Origin of the sequence: Pseudohaliea rubra DSM 19751, from assembly GCF_000764025.1 — a bacterium.
GTDB lineage: Bacteria > Pseudomonadota > Gammaproteobacteria > Pseudomonadales > Halieaceae > Pseudohaliea > Pseudohaliea rubra.
Map to the genome: position 1 here is coordinate 73,582 of NZ_KN234752.1, position 14,852 is coordinate 88,433.

Annotated in this window: 10 protein-coding genes; 3 read left to right on the forward strand and 7 right to left on the reverse strand. The window is 62.7% G+C overall.

The annotated features are described in order from the left end of the window. Positions 1-3: 3 nt before the first annotated feature. The 7 genes from HRUBRA_RS04885 to HRUBRA_RS04915 all read right to left on the reverse strand — a co-directional run bounded on the left by HRUBRA_RS04885 (position 4) and on the right by HRUBRA_RS04915 (position 11,378). Positions 4-1,563 carry an acyl-CoA carboxylase subunit beta gene (locus HRUBRA_RS04885; protein ID WP_084592461.1) on the reverse strand — a complete coding sequence of 520 codons (1,560 nt, stop codon included), beginning with the start codon at positions 1,561-1,563 and terminating at the stop codon, positions 4-6. Then, the gene (locus HRUBRA_RS04890) at positions 1,563-3,527 is read right to left on the reverse strand and encodes an ATP-binding protein (protein WP_035515020.1); all 1,965 of its coding nucleotides are present in this window, start codon (positions 3,525-3,527) and stop codon (positions 1,563-1,565) included. Before HRUBRA_RS04890 ends, HRUBRA_RS04885 begins: the two co-directional genes overlap by 1 nt. Next, positions 3,524-5,356 (reverse strand): acyl-CoA dehydrogenase C-terminal domain-containing protein, encoded by a 1,833-nt coding sequence (locus HRUBRA_RS04895; RefSeq protein ID WP_084592462.1) that lies wholly within the window; start codon positions 5,354-5,356, stop codon positions 3,524-3,526. The genes HRUBRA_RS04890 and HRUBRA_RS04895 overlap by 4 nt, the downstream gene beginning before the upstream one ends. Before the next feature lie 71 nt (positions 5,357-5,427). Continuing rightward, positions 5,428-7,641, reverse strand: a complete 2,214-nt coding sequence (locus HRUBRA_RS04900; RefSeq protein WP_035515021.1) for a TonB-dependent receptor — start codon at positions 7,639-7,641, stop codon at positions 5,428-5,430. 104 nt (positions 7,642-7,745) lie between these two features. Further along, positions 7,746-9,035 (reverse strand): APC family permease, encoded by a 1,290-nt coding sequence (locus HRUBRA_RS04905; RefSeq protein WP_035515022.1) that lies wholly within the window; start codon positions 9,033-9,035, stop codon positions 7,746-7,748. A 30-nt stretch (positions 9,036-9,065) separates the two neighbouring features. Beyond that, complete coding sequence (locus tag HRUBRA_RS04910) at positions 9,066-9,803, reverse strand: enoyl-CoA hydratase/isomerase family protein (protein WP_035515023.1); 738 nt, start codon at positions 9,801-9,803, stop codon at positions 9,066-9,068. A 3-nt stretch (positions 9,804-9,806) separates the two neighbouring features. Further along, positions 9,807-11,378, reverse strand: a complete 1,572-nt coding sequence (locus HRUBRA_RS04915) for a class I adenylate-forming enzyme family protein (protein ID WP_035515024.1) — start codon at positions 11,376-11,378, stop codon at positions 9,807-9,809. Positions 11,379-11,527: 149 nt separating this feature from the next. Between HRUBRA_RS04915 and HRUBRA_RS04920 the strand changes: the two genes are divergently transcribed. Genes HRUBRA_RS04920 through HRUBRA_RS04930 form a run of 3 tightly spaced genes read left to right on the forward strand, consistent with a single transcriptional unit; the run spans position 11,528 to position 14,844 of the window. Then, positions 11,528-12,160, forward strand: coding sequence for a TetR/AcrR family transcriptional regulator (locus HRUBRA_RS04920; protein ID WP_035515025.1), 633 nt, complete (start codon positions 11,528-11,530; stop codon positions 12,158-12,160). Between the two features lie 16 nt (positions 12,161-12,176). Continuing rightward, the gene (locus tag HRUBRA_RS04925) at positions 12,177-13,373 is read left to right on the forward strand and encodes a DmpA family aminopeptidase (RefSeq protein WP_035515027.1); all 1,197 of its coding nucleotides are present in this window, start codon (positions 12,177-12,179) and stop codon (positions 13,371-13,373) included. 49 nt (positions 13,374-13,422) lie between these two features. Beyond that, entirely contained in the window at positions 13,423-14,844 is a 1,422-nt protein-coding gene (locus tag HRUBRA_RS04930) for a serine hydrolase domain-containing protein (RefSeq protein ID WP_035515028.1), read from the forward strand. Positions 14,845-14,852 lie beyond the last annotated feature (8 nt).

Consider the following 14,852-nt stretch of genomic DNA (forward strand, 5'->3'; position numbering starts at 1 on the left):
CGATCAGCAGATTTTCGGCCAGGAGGCCATCAGCCGCCGGCTCAGCCGGCCCACGCCATCGCTGCCGCGCGCCAGCGCGAAAGCTCGGAGCAGTTCAGCGCGCGTCTCGGCGGGATCGATGACCTTGTCGATGAGATTCAGGGCAGCCGGTTCCCAGCACTCGCTCCCCAAAGCCAGTTCCTCACGGTAGGCAGCCGCCATAGCCTCCGGATCTTCCGCTGCGTCCAGTTGCCTACCGTACATCACGTTTACCGCCACTTCCGGAGCCATAAAGGACACCTCCGCCGTCGGCCAGGCAAGCAACTGGTCGCTCAGCATGTTCCCTCCGGACATCGTAAAGTGCGCCATGCCGTAGGACTTGCGCAGGATCAAACTGACCCTGGGCACCGTGCAGTGATGAAGCGCCTCGATAAACCGCATGATCTGGATGGGCATCTTGTGCTCCTCCGCTTCGCGGCAGAGCATGAAGCCCGGCGTGTCGTGGAGGAACAAAAGCGGAATATGAAAGGAGTCGCAAAGCGTAAGAAAACTGGTCGCTTTCTCGCAGGCGCCATGGCCCATGGCGCCTGCCGTGACCTGTGGGTTGTTCGCGAGGATTCCGATCACATATCCGTCGAGTCTCGCCAGCGCAGTCACCAGGCTGCCGTCGTACTCGGGCTTGAGTTCGAGCACGCTGCCGGGATCGCAGAGCGCGTCGAGGAACACACGCATATCATAGCTCTGCCGGGTATCTGCAGGGACCAACCCGCACAGACGCTCGCCATCGTGCAGCTCACGCTCCGGCGCTGGCGCTACCGGTGGCAGAAGGCCCGCGTGGCTTGGAAGGTAACTCAGAGCGCGACGGATCAGCTCCAGGCACTCCTGATCATCGTCCGCGAAAAGGTCGACGGCTCCCGTGGTACGGGCATGAAGCTCCCAACCGCCGAGTTCCTCATCCGTGACCTTCTCACCGGTAGCAATCTCGATAATAGAAGCTCCGCCTACTGCGTAGACCGTGCCCCGCACCTGAATGACGAGATCGGACATTGCTGCGTTCCAAGACGGCAGACCGAAACATTCGCCCATGATCGCCGAGACGAGAGGCACGCGTCGGTCCCGCGGCGCATGGTCAATCGGCCAGGCAGTGCTCATCAAACCCCGGGAGCCCAGAATATCCGGCATGCGAGCCCCGCCGGCATCACCCAGATTGATAAGCGGCAGACCCCGTTCCACCGCATACGCCTTGGCTTTCCAGGTCTTACTCATACCGATGGAACCGCCCGCGCCTGCAAGTACCGTGACATCATCGGCGGTGACAAAGGCAGGACGGCCAAGGATAGATGCGAAGCCGGTGAGCTTGCCGTCGGCCGGCGTCCGTTCTCGCATCTCAGGGCGCTCACTCGCGGCAAGCAGTCCGAATTCATCGAAGGTTCCCGGATCGACAAGCGCGGCCACCCGCTCGCGGGCGGTGAGCCGGCCTTTCGCGTGCTGTCGCGCGACGCGTTCAGCGCCGCCCATCGCCAGGGCATGCTCTCGCCGGGCAGCGAGCTTGTTCCTTCCCTTTGGGTCGTTCGTCATTGTCATTAGTTGGCCGACTCCATCGTGACCAGCAGCTGACCCTTGCTCACACTGTCACCCACCGAGACGGCGACGCCCGTGACCCGTGCCGACTCCCTTGCGCAGACGGCATGTTCCATCTTCATGGACTCGAGGACGCACAGGCAGTCGCCCTCATTCATGACGCTTCCTCCTCGGGCCGCCACAGCAATGATCCGACCCGGCATGGGAGCCAAGTAAGTGCCGGGCTCGTTGTTTGGCGTGAGGTCCAGTCCGGCTGATGACTCCCGGGCCACCATTACGGGGCCGTTCGCTGCGCAGAAATAATGCTCGCCCGCGATGCTACAGAAATGCCATGGCCGGGCATGGCCATCTAGGTCGATGTGTAGCGCGCCATCGTCTGCGATGTGGAGCAGCGAGACGTCGAGGCTCCGTCCGTCCAGCTCCATCCGGGCGCTTCCCTCGCCACGGTCCGCCACGTGCACCTCAGCGCTCTGCACGGCATCAGACTGTTGGTAGCGATAGACGGCCTTTGTCCTGCCAAGCGCGCGATGGCGCGCGCGCTCTCGGGACCATTGCCAGAAGGCAAGCGGCGGCAGCGCTGCACGCCATGCTTCAGCGGATGGGCGACACGCCAGCTCCGGGCGCTCATCGAGAAAGGCCGTTGTGGCTCTGCCTGCAAGATAGTCTTCGTCATCGAGTACAGCACACAGCAGCTCCCGATTGGTGGGTAAACCGAGGGCGATCGAGCGGCCCAGGGACCAGCGCAAAAGGCGGCAGGCCTCGGCCCGGGTCGGTGCTGCGACAATGAACTTGGCGAGCATCGGATCGTAGCGGGAGGAAAGCTCCATGCCCTGAATAACGCTGCTCATAAGCTGACCACCGGGAGGCACAACAGGCACCCAGCGTGCCAGCTTACCAGCGGCGGGGAGAAAACCGTGGGCCGGGTCCTCGGCATAAAGACGCGCTTCCACGGCGTGCCCACGCAGGACGAGATCATCCAGGGCGCTGCCGATCGCCTCCCCCTCGGCCAACCGCAGCTGCCAGTCTACCAGGTCCAGCCCGGTGACCTGCTCAGTAACGGCGTGTTCGACCTGCAGCCTCGTGTTCATTTCGAGAAAATAGAAGGTCTCGTTACCCGGCTGGACGATGAACTCCACGGTACCCAGACCGCAGTAGTCCACCGCTGAGGCGATCTTCACTGCGGCCTCACACAGTCGGCTGCGCAGTGCGGGCGAGAGATTCGGAGACGGCGCCTCCTCGATAACTTTCTGCCGGCGCCGCTGCACGGAACATTCCCGGTCGAAGGCATGGGCAACGGTACCGTACCGGTCTGCCAGCAGCTGCACCTCGACGTGATGGACCCCCGCGACAAAACGCTCCAGCAATACCCGGTCATCGCCAAAGGCGGCGGCGGCCTCGCGGCGAACAGCGGCAAGCCCGGCAGCGAAAGCGTCTGGCTGCGGGACAACGCGCATACCCATACCACCGCCGCCCGCAACAGCCTTGATGAGCAGGGGAAAGCCAACGCGCCCGGCAGCTTCCCTGAGACAGTCGTCAGCCTGGGTAGCGGGATTCTCGCCGGGGATGACCGGCAGGCCCAGGCCATCGACCAGTGCGCGCGCGCGCTGCTTATCTGCCATGGTTTCGATGACGTCGGGGGCGGGGCCGATGAAGACGAGACCTGCAGCGCGCACGGCGCGCGCGAAAGCGGCACTTTCGGCCAGAAAACCATAGCCCGGGTGCACCGCATCGGCACCGGCCCTGGCGGCGACGGCAAGCAGCCGGTCGATGGCCAGATAAGTCTCCGTCGCCTCACTTCCCGGGAGCCGGAAGGCCTGCTCCGCCGCCAGACGGTGGGGACTGTTGGCGTCCGCATCAGAGTACACCGCCACGGTCTCGATACCGCGCCGGCGGCAGGCCTCGGCGACACGGAGCGCAACCTCCCCGCGGTTCGCGATGAGGACGCGGCGCAGGCGGCGCTCGTTCATGCGCGCGACATCGCTGCTATCGGCGGGCCCGAGGGCTCTCTCTCCGCTGGCCGGAGGGCCGGGTCGGCGGCAGCAACGAGGGCCTCGGGGCCGGCACCGATCATCTCGCGAAGCGCTACCACTCGCGGGAAGATACGCGCAAAGTAAAACGTTGCAGTCGCCAGCTTGCTTTCATGATGAACATCACCGCACCCGGCAGCTATCGCGCCGGCGGCGGCATCTGCCGCCCGCAGCCACCCATGCCCAAGCAGCAGGTAACCGGAATACATAAGGTAATCCGTCGCCGCCGCGGGGACCACCAACGGGTCATCGCCGGCGTCGCTTACAAGCGACTCGCTCATCGCGACCCAGCGAAAAAGCTCATCGCGCAGGGTCCGCGCCGCATCCGCCAGCTGCGGATGCCTCCCGGCCCGTTCACAACTCCCGGCTATGGTCTGCGCTTCCCGCTGCACAGCCTGGGCTCCGTCCCGAACAACCTTCCGACCCAGCAGGTCCAGGGCCTGGATCCCCGTAGTGCCCTCATAAATCGTCGCGATCCGCGCATCACGTAGGTTCTGTTCCAGTCCCCACTCACGAATATAGCCATGGCCACCGAGGCACTGCAGGGCAAGGTCTGCCGCCTCGATGCCCAGCTCGGTCAGGAAACCCTTGATGATCGGCGTCAGGAAGGCCAGTCGATCCCGGGCAGCCGTACCTCGGGCCTCGTCCCTGCCGAACGCAGCGGTATCAAGCAGACACGCCGCCTCGAGGACAAGCAACCGCCCGCCTTCGGCGATAGCGCGTTGCAGCAGCAGCATCCTCCGCACATCAGCATGGAGGATGATCGGCGCAGGGCCGCTATTGCCCCCGGGAGCCCGCATAGCCAAGCGCTCGTGGGTATAGGCAAGAGCATTCTGGTAGCCGAGTTCAGCGTGAACCACGCCCTGCTGCCCGGCCCCAATGCGCGCCGCATTCATGAAAACAAACATGCACTCGAGACCGCGGTGAGGCTCTCCAAGGAGTTCCGCTTCCGCGTCGTCAAAATGCAGGGTACAGGTGGCCGAGGCTTTCAGGCCCATCTTCTCTTCAAGGCCTCCGCAGCGCACGCCGTTTCGACGCCCAAGGCTGCCATCGACGTTCGGCAGATGCTTCGGTACGACAAACAACGAGAGCCCGCGCGTGCCGGCAGGCCCATCGGGCAGGCGCGCAAGCACGATATGCACGATGTTCTCAGCTAGGTCGTGGTCTCCCGCGGTGATGAAAATCTTGCTGCCGTTGAGCCGATAGTGCCCCGCCGGATCCGGCGTCGCCTGCATCCGCACCTGGGCAAGGTCTGAACCGCATTGTGGCTCAGTCAGGCACATGGTTGCTGTCCACTGTCCGCTGACCAGCGGCGGCAGGTAGCGCGCCTGCTGCGCGGCAGTACCGAAGGCTTCCAGCGTATCCATAGCCCCCGACGCTAGCCCTGGGTACATGCTCCAGGACCAGTTGGCCGTGGCGAACACTTCGGTGACGGCAACGCCCAGAGAAGCGGGCAAGCCGGAGCCTCCCCACTCCGGCGCTCGCGAGAGCCCCGTCCAGCCGCCGTCCCGATATTGCGCATAGGCTTCCCGGAAGCCCGCCGGCGTCTGCACGTGATCATCGAGGAGACGACAGCCTTCCGCATCACCGGATTGATTGATCGGCACCAGGCGCTTTTCTGCAAACGCCGCCGCCGCCTCGAGGATCGCGCGTGCGTCAGCGCGCTCAGGGGTGACCGGCCCCTGTAGCGTCGCCAGATGCTGCTCGTACCCGAGAACCTCGTAAAGCGCGAACTCGAAGTCGCGCAGCGGACAGCGATATTGAATCATGGCGGGTGCCCGGCAAAAGCTTCAGATGACTGGGAAAAGAGGACGCCGGAGCGCCCTCACGGGGTTCGTGCTCAGAAGCGATACTGCAGCTCGACCCCCACGGTCCGAGGCGGGCCGAGTACGCTGAAGTACTGGCTCACGAAGGGGTTCGAAAACAGGTCGAAGGTGTTGACCAGGTAGGTCTCGTCCGACAGGTTGTAGCCCCAAACCGCGGCGTACCAGTTTTCCGCATTGAGCGTTATCCGTGCGTTGTAGAGGCTGTAGCCCGGCTGCTCGTTGAACGGATCAATGGACGCGGGACGCGGATCGAGATACATATCTCCCTGGCGGCGCCACTCGCCGCGCAGCACCAGATCGAGGTTCGCCGGCAGCGGGATCGTATACTCAATGTCCGCCGAGGCAGTGTAGTCCGGTACCCGCGTGAAATGGTCTAGGGGGACGCCCTGGCCCACACCCGTGGGCAGCTCGCCCTCGTCGTAGCCGGCATCCATGTAATTGCCCATAAAACTTACCGTCAGCTGATCGGAAAGCAGAGCCTTGATCTCAAGCTCGACGCCATTGGAGTGTGCTTCGCCGGCATTATCAATGCGCGGATCGAAAGACTGAGGGGTCGCCGGATCGTCGGCCCTAATATGGATATCCTCCCACTCCATCGCATAAATCGAGGCATTGACGAGCAGGCGCTGGTTGAACCAGGTGGATTTTAGGCCAAGCTCATAGTTATCGAGGAACTCCGGATCGAAACCCTCAGCCTGCTGGGACGGTACGCCTGAGTCGACATTGTAGCCACCGCTCTTGAAGCCACGGCTGTAGGTCGCGTAGAGCATGACATCATCGCTGGGACGATAGCGCAGGGTGACCGTCGGCGTCGTTTCATCCCAGGAGTCATTGGCCTCCGCGGCCCCGGTGCCACCGAGGATCGGTGCGCCGAAGATCGACTCCAGATCATTCTGAACCCAGGAGAAATCCTTCTCCTCCCAGGTATGCCGTGCACCGATGGTAAGCTCGAACTGTTCATTGAAGCGATAATCGAAGCTGGCAAAAATGGCGTAGGTCTCCGCCCTGTGGTCACCCCGGGATCCGCCTTCGACTTCACCGAGAAAACCGGCGCCGAGAAGCGTGAGCAGATCATTCTGGATCAGGATCCCGCCATCGTTAACGGACTCGAGCTCTGAATAATACACACCGGCGAGCCACTGGAAGGGACTGTCCGTCTGTGAGGCGATGCGCAGTTCACCGGTAAAGAGATCAAGCTCCTCCGGATCGAAGTTGCGGCCAATGCCAAAGGGGAGCAGGTCGGACTCACCATCGACGAAGTACTTATAGGTCCGATAGCCTCCAACGCCCACCACCTCGTAGCCCTCACCGCTATAGACCCCTCGCAGCGATACGCCGTAAGCATCCTCCAGCGTCTCTTCGCCCGCAAAATCACCGAAGGTGACCCGATCCTCGGGATCCCGGTTGACGAGGAGCCCCAGGGAGCCGAGCAGAGAGTTATCGTCGTTCGCCAGCGTCTCAAAAGTCTGGGCCTTCTGGTCGACCTCCCGAACATCGGCGCTGAGCAGGAACTCGAGCCTGTCCGTCGGCGTGAACAGGAGAGAACCGCGCAAACCCCACTGGTTGCGGTCATTGGTGTCGGTATTGAGAAACTGATTGTCCAGATAGCCCTCACGCTCGTGATACAGCGCCGTGACAAGCCCGCTCAGCTTGCCGGGGACCAGCGGCCCCGAGACGGTGCCGAAATAGCGCTGCATGTTGTAGTTGCCGAGTTGCGCAGTGAACTTCCCGGAGAACTCATTGGTAGGGCGCTTCGAGGTGATGTTGATCACGCCGCCGATTGTATTGCGTCCGTAGAGTGTGCCCTGCGGCCCACGAAGTACCTCGATCCGTTGTGCATCATAGAGGTCGATCACGCTGCCCACGGTGTTGCCGAGATAGACGTCGTCGATGTAGTAGCCAACCGAAGGGTCAGCGCCGGCAGAGCCCGATACGGCGGCAATGCCTCGAATGGTCGTGGACGACGATTTCATCCGTTCGCCCTCCTGGAAGTAGAGGCCCGGCGTAACACGGGCGACGTTTTCCATGCTTATGGCGCCAAGCTTCTCCAGATCCTCCTCAGAAAAGGCAGATACGGCGATGGCCACATCCTGAATGCTTTCCTCGCGCCGCTGCGCGGTCACAATCACCTCTTCAAGCCGAAGGCGGGTTTCCTGTGCCTCGGCAACTGCACCATGACCCACCGAGACGGCGACCACCACCGCGCTGAGCGTTATCTGTCTGTTCATCTGCCCGACTCCCCTGGGTGGACGCCATGCGCCCATCTGTTAGGTCTTTTTACCAACCGTTTGGTCTTTTTTGGCAGAAGGCTGACTAACTGTCAAGTTTTATTCTAATAGTCAGCTTTTGTCGCTCGCCTATGCACCACCCAACCTGTGAAGAGAAAGCCAGCGGCAACGGCGGCCTTGTCGGGGCTCATGGCGGCCACAAGCCCTCCTGCCGCCACCGACACGCTCACCAGCAACCAGGCGAAGCACCGCAGCAGCACAGGGTGCAGGCGCAAGCCGGTGTGCTGGAGCCTTTCCGGTGCACTGCCTGCAAGGCGGACGAGCGCCAGGCCAAGAAGCACCTGCACGAAAAGGATGCCGAGGACCGCCTGCGTCGCAAGCGCAGCGATATCGGCGCTGCTCAAGACAGCCAGCAGCGCGAGCATCGTCATGGGAACAACTCCGGCTGCGCTTTCAGCCATCGAGGATGCGTGAAGGAGCAGCACCCGCGGCAGAAGCCGGCGCTCCACGAGCGCGCTCAAGTCCCGCGAGTAGCCGAGAAGGATGCCGTTGATGGAACTGGCGCCTGCGGCAACCGCCGTGAGCGCGAGCACCAGCACCAGCGTATCGGGCAGAACGGTGCGTGCAGCCGTCAGCACGGGCGCTGGGTCCGCCGCGAGTGTATCCCAGGGCGCGAGCCCTACCAGCGTCAGCGTCACTGCAAGATAGGTGACCAGGACGAGCGAGAAGCTTATGGTCATGGCCCGCGGGATGGTGCGGGCCGGGTCTTTCAACTCACCGGCAAGCTCGATAATCACAAAGAAGCCCGCATAGGAAAAGTATGCCGGCACCACCGCTGCAAGCACCGGGCCGGCACCACGAGGGAAAAAAGGCCTCAGCTTCGCCGTGTCAATCGCCGGCAGCCCTGCGCCCACGAACAACAGCAACGCCGCCAGGAAGACAAGCACCAGTACCATTTGCAGGCCGGCACCGGCGCGAGCGCCGAACAGATTAACGAGGCCCGATAGCAGCACAGCGCCCACAGCGATACTAGTCACATTTATAGTCACAACAGAGCCGAGATAGTTCGCCAGCCCATGGGCGAGCAACCCGACACCCACGGCGCTGGCGCCCACGATCATCCAGACCAGCAGGAAACCCCAGCGATCGCCCAGCAGGTCCGCTACTGCGACGAAACCTGCGGCGCTGCAAGGATAGGCACAACCAAGCTGAGCACCGACCACACAGGCCAGCAGCCCGAGCAACGATGCCAGTGCGTAGCTGACAAGGACGGCCGGCCCGGCACTGGCGGCCAGCGTTCCAGGCAGCACGAAGACCGAAACACCGATGACGAAGCCGACAATAATGGCCGTGGCACCGGGAACGCCAACGTTCCTCGGCCGGGGCTGCGTCACGGGTCTACCGGAACCGATGGCCACGACGGCCTAGCCGCCATCCTCGCAGATCGCGGCTACCAGCGCTTCCGCCTCCCGGTCCAGGGTGGCGTCCAGGGTCAGTGTCATAGCTTCGTGGGCCGCCCTCTTCCAACGCGCCACGGCGGAACCGGGCAGCATAAGCAAACGCTGAGCGATCGCCAGCGCTTCCTCGAAGACTCGCTCGTCAGACACCACGCGTCCCGCAAGGCCCAAGGCATGAAGGGTATCGGCGTCGTACTTTTCTCCCAGCAGAAACATCTCCCTCGCACGGGCCAGACCTACGGTTCGGGGCAGCAGAGAAAGCACGCCACCGGTCGGGAACAACCCAAGGGCGAGTTCAGGGAAAAAGGCCCGCGTACTCTGCCCCCAGACTGTCAAATCGCAGTTCAAGGCCCATTCAAAACCGGCACCAACCGCCCAGCCGTGAATCGCACCAACGACAGGTTTGTCGCCCAGCATGAGCCCGCGAGAAATCTCCTGCAGTGCAGCGGCATGCGCCTCCACAGCGCCACGATCGATACCGGGAGCAGCCTGCTCCTCACTCGCCTCCAGATCGTTGCCTGCGCAAAACGCGCGGCCTTCACCGCGCAGGAGAATTACTTTGTCGTCCGGGCACGCCAGCGCCGAAGCGAGTGCGGCCCCAAACTCCTGAACAAGCCGCGCATTAATAGCATTCAGCTTCTCCGGCCGGTTGAGGGTCAGGATACAGACCCCGCTGTGATTTTCCCGAGTGACTGCTTGCTTCAATGATCAGCTCCTTAGCTCTGCTGGCACTTGCAATAGCTCGACGGCACGCCGTCGAAGCATCGCTTTGTCAATTTTTCCCACCGGCAGCAGCGGCAGCTCAACGGCAAAGTAAAAATGCTTGGGCACCTTGTAGTTGGCGAGCCGTTGCCGGCAGGCATTCCGCAGCGCAGCTTCCGAAAGCTGGTGACCGGGCTCCGTCACGATCCATGCGCAGCCAACCTCCTGGTAGAGCAAGTCGGGTACGCCGACGACGGCGGCGGCGGAGACACCCGGGATCTCTTCGAGAGCCATCTCCAGCTCCCGCGGATAGACGTTATAACCGCCGGACTTGAACATTTCTGAGAGACGCCCTTTTAAACGGATCCTGCCGTCGGCATCCAGCGTGCCGATATCACCGCTGCGGAACCAGCCATCAGCCGTCCACGCGTTGCTGGTTGCCTCCTCCCGCTTCCAATAGCCTAGAAAGAAGAAATCCGCCCTGAACTGGAGCTCGCCGACCGCTCCGGGTGGACAGGGTCGGCCCTGGTCATCCACCACGCGGCAGCCGACGGCCGGGTCCGGCTTGCCAACACTTTCGCAGAGCGCCTCAAGACCGTCGCGGCTATCGCCGAAAGCAATATTCGCGGCAGTCTCCGTAAGCCCGTAGAGAGTCATGAGGCGTGGAGCAAGTCGTTGCAAGCGCCCGAGATACTCGAAAGGCATGGCTGCACCGCCCCATGCGATCAGCTCGAGTGCAGAAAGGTCGACCTCGGTCATGGCGGGGTCCTCGAGCAGCAGCTGCAGCATGGTCGGCACGCCACCGAGCATGTTGCATCGCTCTTCCGCCGTTACCCGCAGTAACGATGCCGCCTCAAAGCGCTCCTGAAACACTACTTTGCCTCCGCTCAGCAGCGTTGTCGCGCAAGTGTCCGCCAAGTAGGCAACATGATTGATGGGGAAACAGACAACCATGGACTGAGGTGAAACATCGAGCTGTGCCACCTGCATGGCCGCACCGCTCACAAGGCCGTGATGGCTCAGCAATGCGCCCTTTGGGCGCCCGCTGCTGCCCGAAGTGTAAACCAGCGCAGCCGGCGCCACCGGGGATCGGCCGGCCCGGTACCGATCTCGCTCGACTACTCCGACCGCAGACCTCTCCGCGGTCGACGGAGAAACCAGCTCCTCAAGCGCCAAAAGTTCGTACCCTCGCACCGATGAGGCCCTGAGCTGATCGAGCTCTGCGAGGTAGTCGCGCCCCTCGAAGGCCGAGATCGAAAGCACCAGCTTTGGGCGGCTGTCGTCAAGAAGATACTGCAGCTCAGCAAGCCGGTAGCGTGGATTCAGGCCCATCCAGATTGCCCCAAGACGCATAACGGCGAGGGCACTGCACCAGGCTTCGAGCCCCGGGCACGCCAGCACCGCAACCCGGTCCCCCGGTGCAAGACCGGCGGCTGCCAGGGCCGCCGCACACGCGTCGACGTGACGCTCCAGCTGCAAATAGCTCACGCGCCTGCCCCGACAGACCACGGCGGTCTCCTCCGGCTTCGAGGCTGCGTGATGACTTAGCCAGTCATCCAGGAAGGTGTTCGCAGACATGGCGCACACGCCCGGCTACACCGGACTTCCTTAGCAAGGGATATAGACTATAGTTTTATTTTTGACACGTCGTCAATTTTTAGCCATATTTGCTAAGCCGGCATCCACCGCCAGCAGGTAAACGCAGATGACGTAGATGGAGCCCCGAGATGGCAAAGGAAAAACCCGTCGCGAAAAGCAAGAGCCGCCGCGGCGGCAGTCCGACCTTTACAGAACAGGCGCGCAGGACACAGATCGTAACGGCGGCCGCGGCGCTTTTCATGGAACAGGGCTTTGCCAATACTTCGATGGACCAGATCGCCAGCCGGGTGGGGGTCAGCCGCGGTGTGCTTTTTTACTACTTTGATGGCAAAGCCGAAATCGGCGAGCACACCCTCAGATTGGCAGTTCGTGCCTACAGTGATTATGTCCGCGACAGGGTCGAGCGCCGGCGCACCGCCCGCGGCAAGCTACGAGAGTTTTCCGATGCCTGTCTCGATTACCAGGCGGAGCATCCGGACTTGTATATCGCCTTCGTCGAACTGATTGGCTGCCTGGGAGAAAACGAAGAAAAATTCCGCCTGACCCAGTCCCTCAACCAGCGAACACGCAGTCAGCTGGTAGCGATAATCCAGGGCGGCATCAACAGCGGCGAACTTGCCAACGTAGACGCCAGTGCCCTCGCTGACATTCTGCAGGGCTTCGTCGACGGCATGATGGAAATGATCGCCATGGAGCCCGGTGCCGTCTCGTTACCAACCACCAAGCGTCTCTGGCACCGCATGCTCGACAGCGTGCTCTAGAGCTGGACAGACGCCGATGATAAAGACCCCCGTAAAGGCCTGCCTTTCTGTATTGCTTGCGGTTCTCCTGGCCCCTGCCCAGGCAAGCGAGGCGCTGCGGGCACGGGATCTTGGCATCCCCTTCGACGGCGAGCCCGGCCCCCTTAACGCTATTACCGATGTGACGGGCGTGCTGGTCGGGCACAGCACGCTTATCAAAGGCACAGGGAAGCGCGTAGTCGGCGAGGGGCCTGTCCGCACCGGTGTGACTGCCGTTCTGCCGCGGGGCAGGGATTTGTCACGCATGGTGGCGGCGGGCCGTGCCGTCATCAACGGTACAGGAGAAATGACCGGAAGCTGGCTTATCGATGAAACCGGCTACTTCGGCGGACCAGTCATGCTGACAGGCACGACAAGCGTCGGCATGGTGCACCATGCCACGGCCCGATGGCTGCGCGACCGGCTGCCTCCATCCCAGTGGATCGCCGGGCTCATCCCCGTCGTGACTGAAACCCTCGACAGCCACCTCAACGATGTCTGGGGCTTCCACGTCCAGGCAGAACATGTGTTCCATGCCCTCGACAGCGCGCAGGGCGGCACTGTAGCGGAGGGCAATGTCGGTGGTGGCACCGGCATGATCGCCTTCGCCTTCAAGGGGGGCATCGGTACCGCGTCGCGGCGAGTGCCTATCGGCGAAAGCAGCTATACAGTCGGCGTGCTGCTCCAGGCCAACCACGGCAAACGCGAGGACTTGCTTATTGCCGGTGTGCCTGTGGGCCGCGAGATAGGCGACCTTATGCCCACGCGGGCGCAGGCCGCAGCCGACAAGAATTCGCTCGTGATCATCCTGGCCACAGACGCCCCCCTAACGGCCACCCAGCTTCGCCGCCTTGCACGTCGAGCGGCGCTGGGTGTCGGCCGCGGCGGCAGCATCGGCGGATACATGTCTGGCGAGCTGGCACTTGCCTTCTCCACGGGCAACACCGTCGCTATCGGCCAGCAGCAGCAAACGCTCACGTCCCCTACCGCCTGGCATGGCGAGGCTCTGAACGGGCTATTCAAGGCGGCCGTGCAGGCCACGGAGGAAGCGCTGGTCAACAGCCTCGTCGCCGCAGAAACCATGACCGGCGCCGATGGCCTAACCGTCTTCGAGCTTCCGGAGGCGCGACTGCAATCGGTATTGAAGCGCTACAACCGACTGAGCAGGGCCCCCGCGCGCACGCCAGGGAATTGAATAGAAAAGTCCGGCCACTCGACAGCCACTTCTGAGAGAGGGTACCACCATGTACAGGCAGCTCGGCATCGTCACCATGCTACTCCTCGCGCTAGTGACCCCCGGACGGGCCAGCGAGGCGCTCACGGCAACGCAGACGGCAGCCATCGACAAGCTACTCGAAGCTGTCTACGAGGGCGCAAAGCTGCCGTCGCTGGTAGCCATGATCGACCGGGGCGGCGCAACACTCTATGCCCGCGCCCTGGGTCACGCGAACCTGTCCCACGCAGTGCCCGCGACCGTACAGACCGCCTATGCAATCGGCTCCATCAGCAAGACTTTCACGGGCCTGGCGATCGCCCAGCTCGTGCATGCCGGCAGTATCGACCTCGAGGCAACGGTGGCCGACTACCTGCCTGACTACAGCGGCCCGGGACGGGTAGCGACCGTGGCTAACCTGCTTACCCACAGCTCGGGTATCCCCAGCTATAACACGGAAATCCCCGGTGTCCGCGAGGCTCTGAGCAGAAACGCCTATACACGCCAGGAACTCGTAGCGCTTTTCGAAGGTTTGCCGCTGAATTTCGCACCCGGAACCCGCTTCAGCTATAGCAACTCGGGCTATTACCTCCTTGGCCTAATTATTGAGGCCGTCGCAGGTAAAGACTATTACAGCCACATCGAGGCAGAAATCTTCGAACCGCTGGAGATGAATCGCAGCTCCGCCGGTGACCTGTCCGTGGTTGTGGAAGACATGGCCCGGGGTTATGACCTGCGCAAGGGAGCCTACGTTCACGCGCCCGTCTGGCACCAGCTGGTGCCTTTCTCCGCCGGCTCACTGGTATCCACTGCCGCGGACGTTATCGCCTACCGACGCGGCGTCTTTCATTCGCCGGCCATCCCTGATCCAGTACGCGAGCAGCTGCTCAGCACTACCAGTCTTGCGGGCGGTGAAGAAAACAACTATAGCCTTGGCGGGCTCGTTCTATCGGAGTTCCATGGCCATAACAAAGTCTCACACGCCGGTGACATCTGGGGTTACGCATCGAACCATGCCTACTACCCGGAAGAAGACCTCACCATTGTGCTGCTTGCGAACCGGTCGCTCAGCAGACCAGCCCCCGCGTCCCTGGAGGCCAAGCTGGCGCGTATTGTCCTGGGCATCCCACAGCCCGAAATCCGGAAGCTCGCCCTTACGCAGCCGGAGCTGGCGCGCTATGCAGGCGACTTTGACGTTAAACCATTTCTGATCGGCTTCGACAAGCTCGGCTTCCTGGCCGGTGAAAACGGGCAGCTGCTCCTGCGTTTCGGTGGCACGGAGGCTTCGGCGCCTGCCATACCCCTCCTGGCGCAGGGCGACGGGGTGTTTCGCGCACCCTTCGACGATGAATGGGTTTTCCGCTTCAGTGAAGAAGAGCCCCGGGCGGCTCGGGTCACGTCGAACTATCGCGACGGCACTATCGCCGCGGTGCGCGTCGACCGTACCCCCTGAGGGCCCAA

Bases quoted from the DNA above. Each gene is read 5' to 3' on its own strand.
- HRUBRA_RS04925 (WP_035515027.1), top strand. From the start codon at position 12,177: ATGATAAAGACCCCCGTAAAGGCCTGCCTTTCTGTATTGCTTGCGGTT.
- HRUBRA_RS04885 (WP_084592461.1), bottom strand. From the start codon at position 1,563: ATGACAATGACGAACGACCCAAAGGGAAGGAACAAGCTCGCTGCCCGG.
- HRUBRA_RS04900 (WP_035515021.1), bottom strand. From the start codon at position 7,641: ATGAACAGACAGATAACGCTCAGCGCGGTGGTGGTCGCCGTCTCGGTG.
- HRUBRA_RS04930 (WP_035515028.1), top strand. From the start codon at position 13,423: ATGTACAGGCAGCTCGGCATCGTCACCATGCTACTCCTCGCGCTAGTG.
- HRUBRA_RS04895 (WP_084592462.1), bottom strand. From the start codon at position 5,356: ATGATTCAATATCGCTGTCCGCTGCGCGACTTCGAGTTCGCGCTTTAC.
- HRUBRA_RS04915 (WP_035515024.1), bottom strand. From the start codon at position 11,378: ATGTCTGCGAACACCTTCCTGGATGACTGGCTAAGTCATCACGCAGCC.
- HRUBRA_RS04920 (WP_035515025.1), top strand. From the start codon at position 11,528: ATGGCAAAGGAAAAACCCGTCGCGAAAAGCAAGAGCCGCCGCGGCGGC.
- HRUBRA_RS04890 (WP_035515020.1), bottom strand. From the start codon at position 3,527: ATGAACGAGCGCCGCCTGCGCCGCGTCCTCATCGCGAACCGCGGGGAG.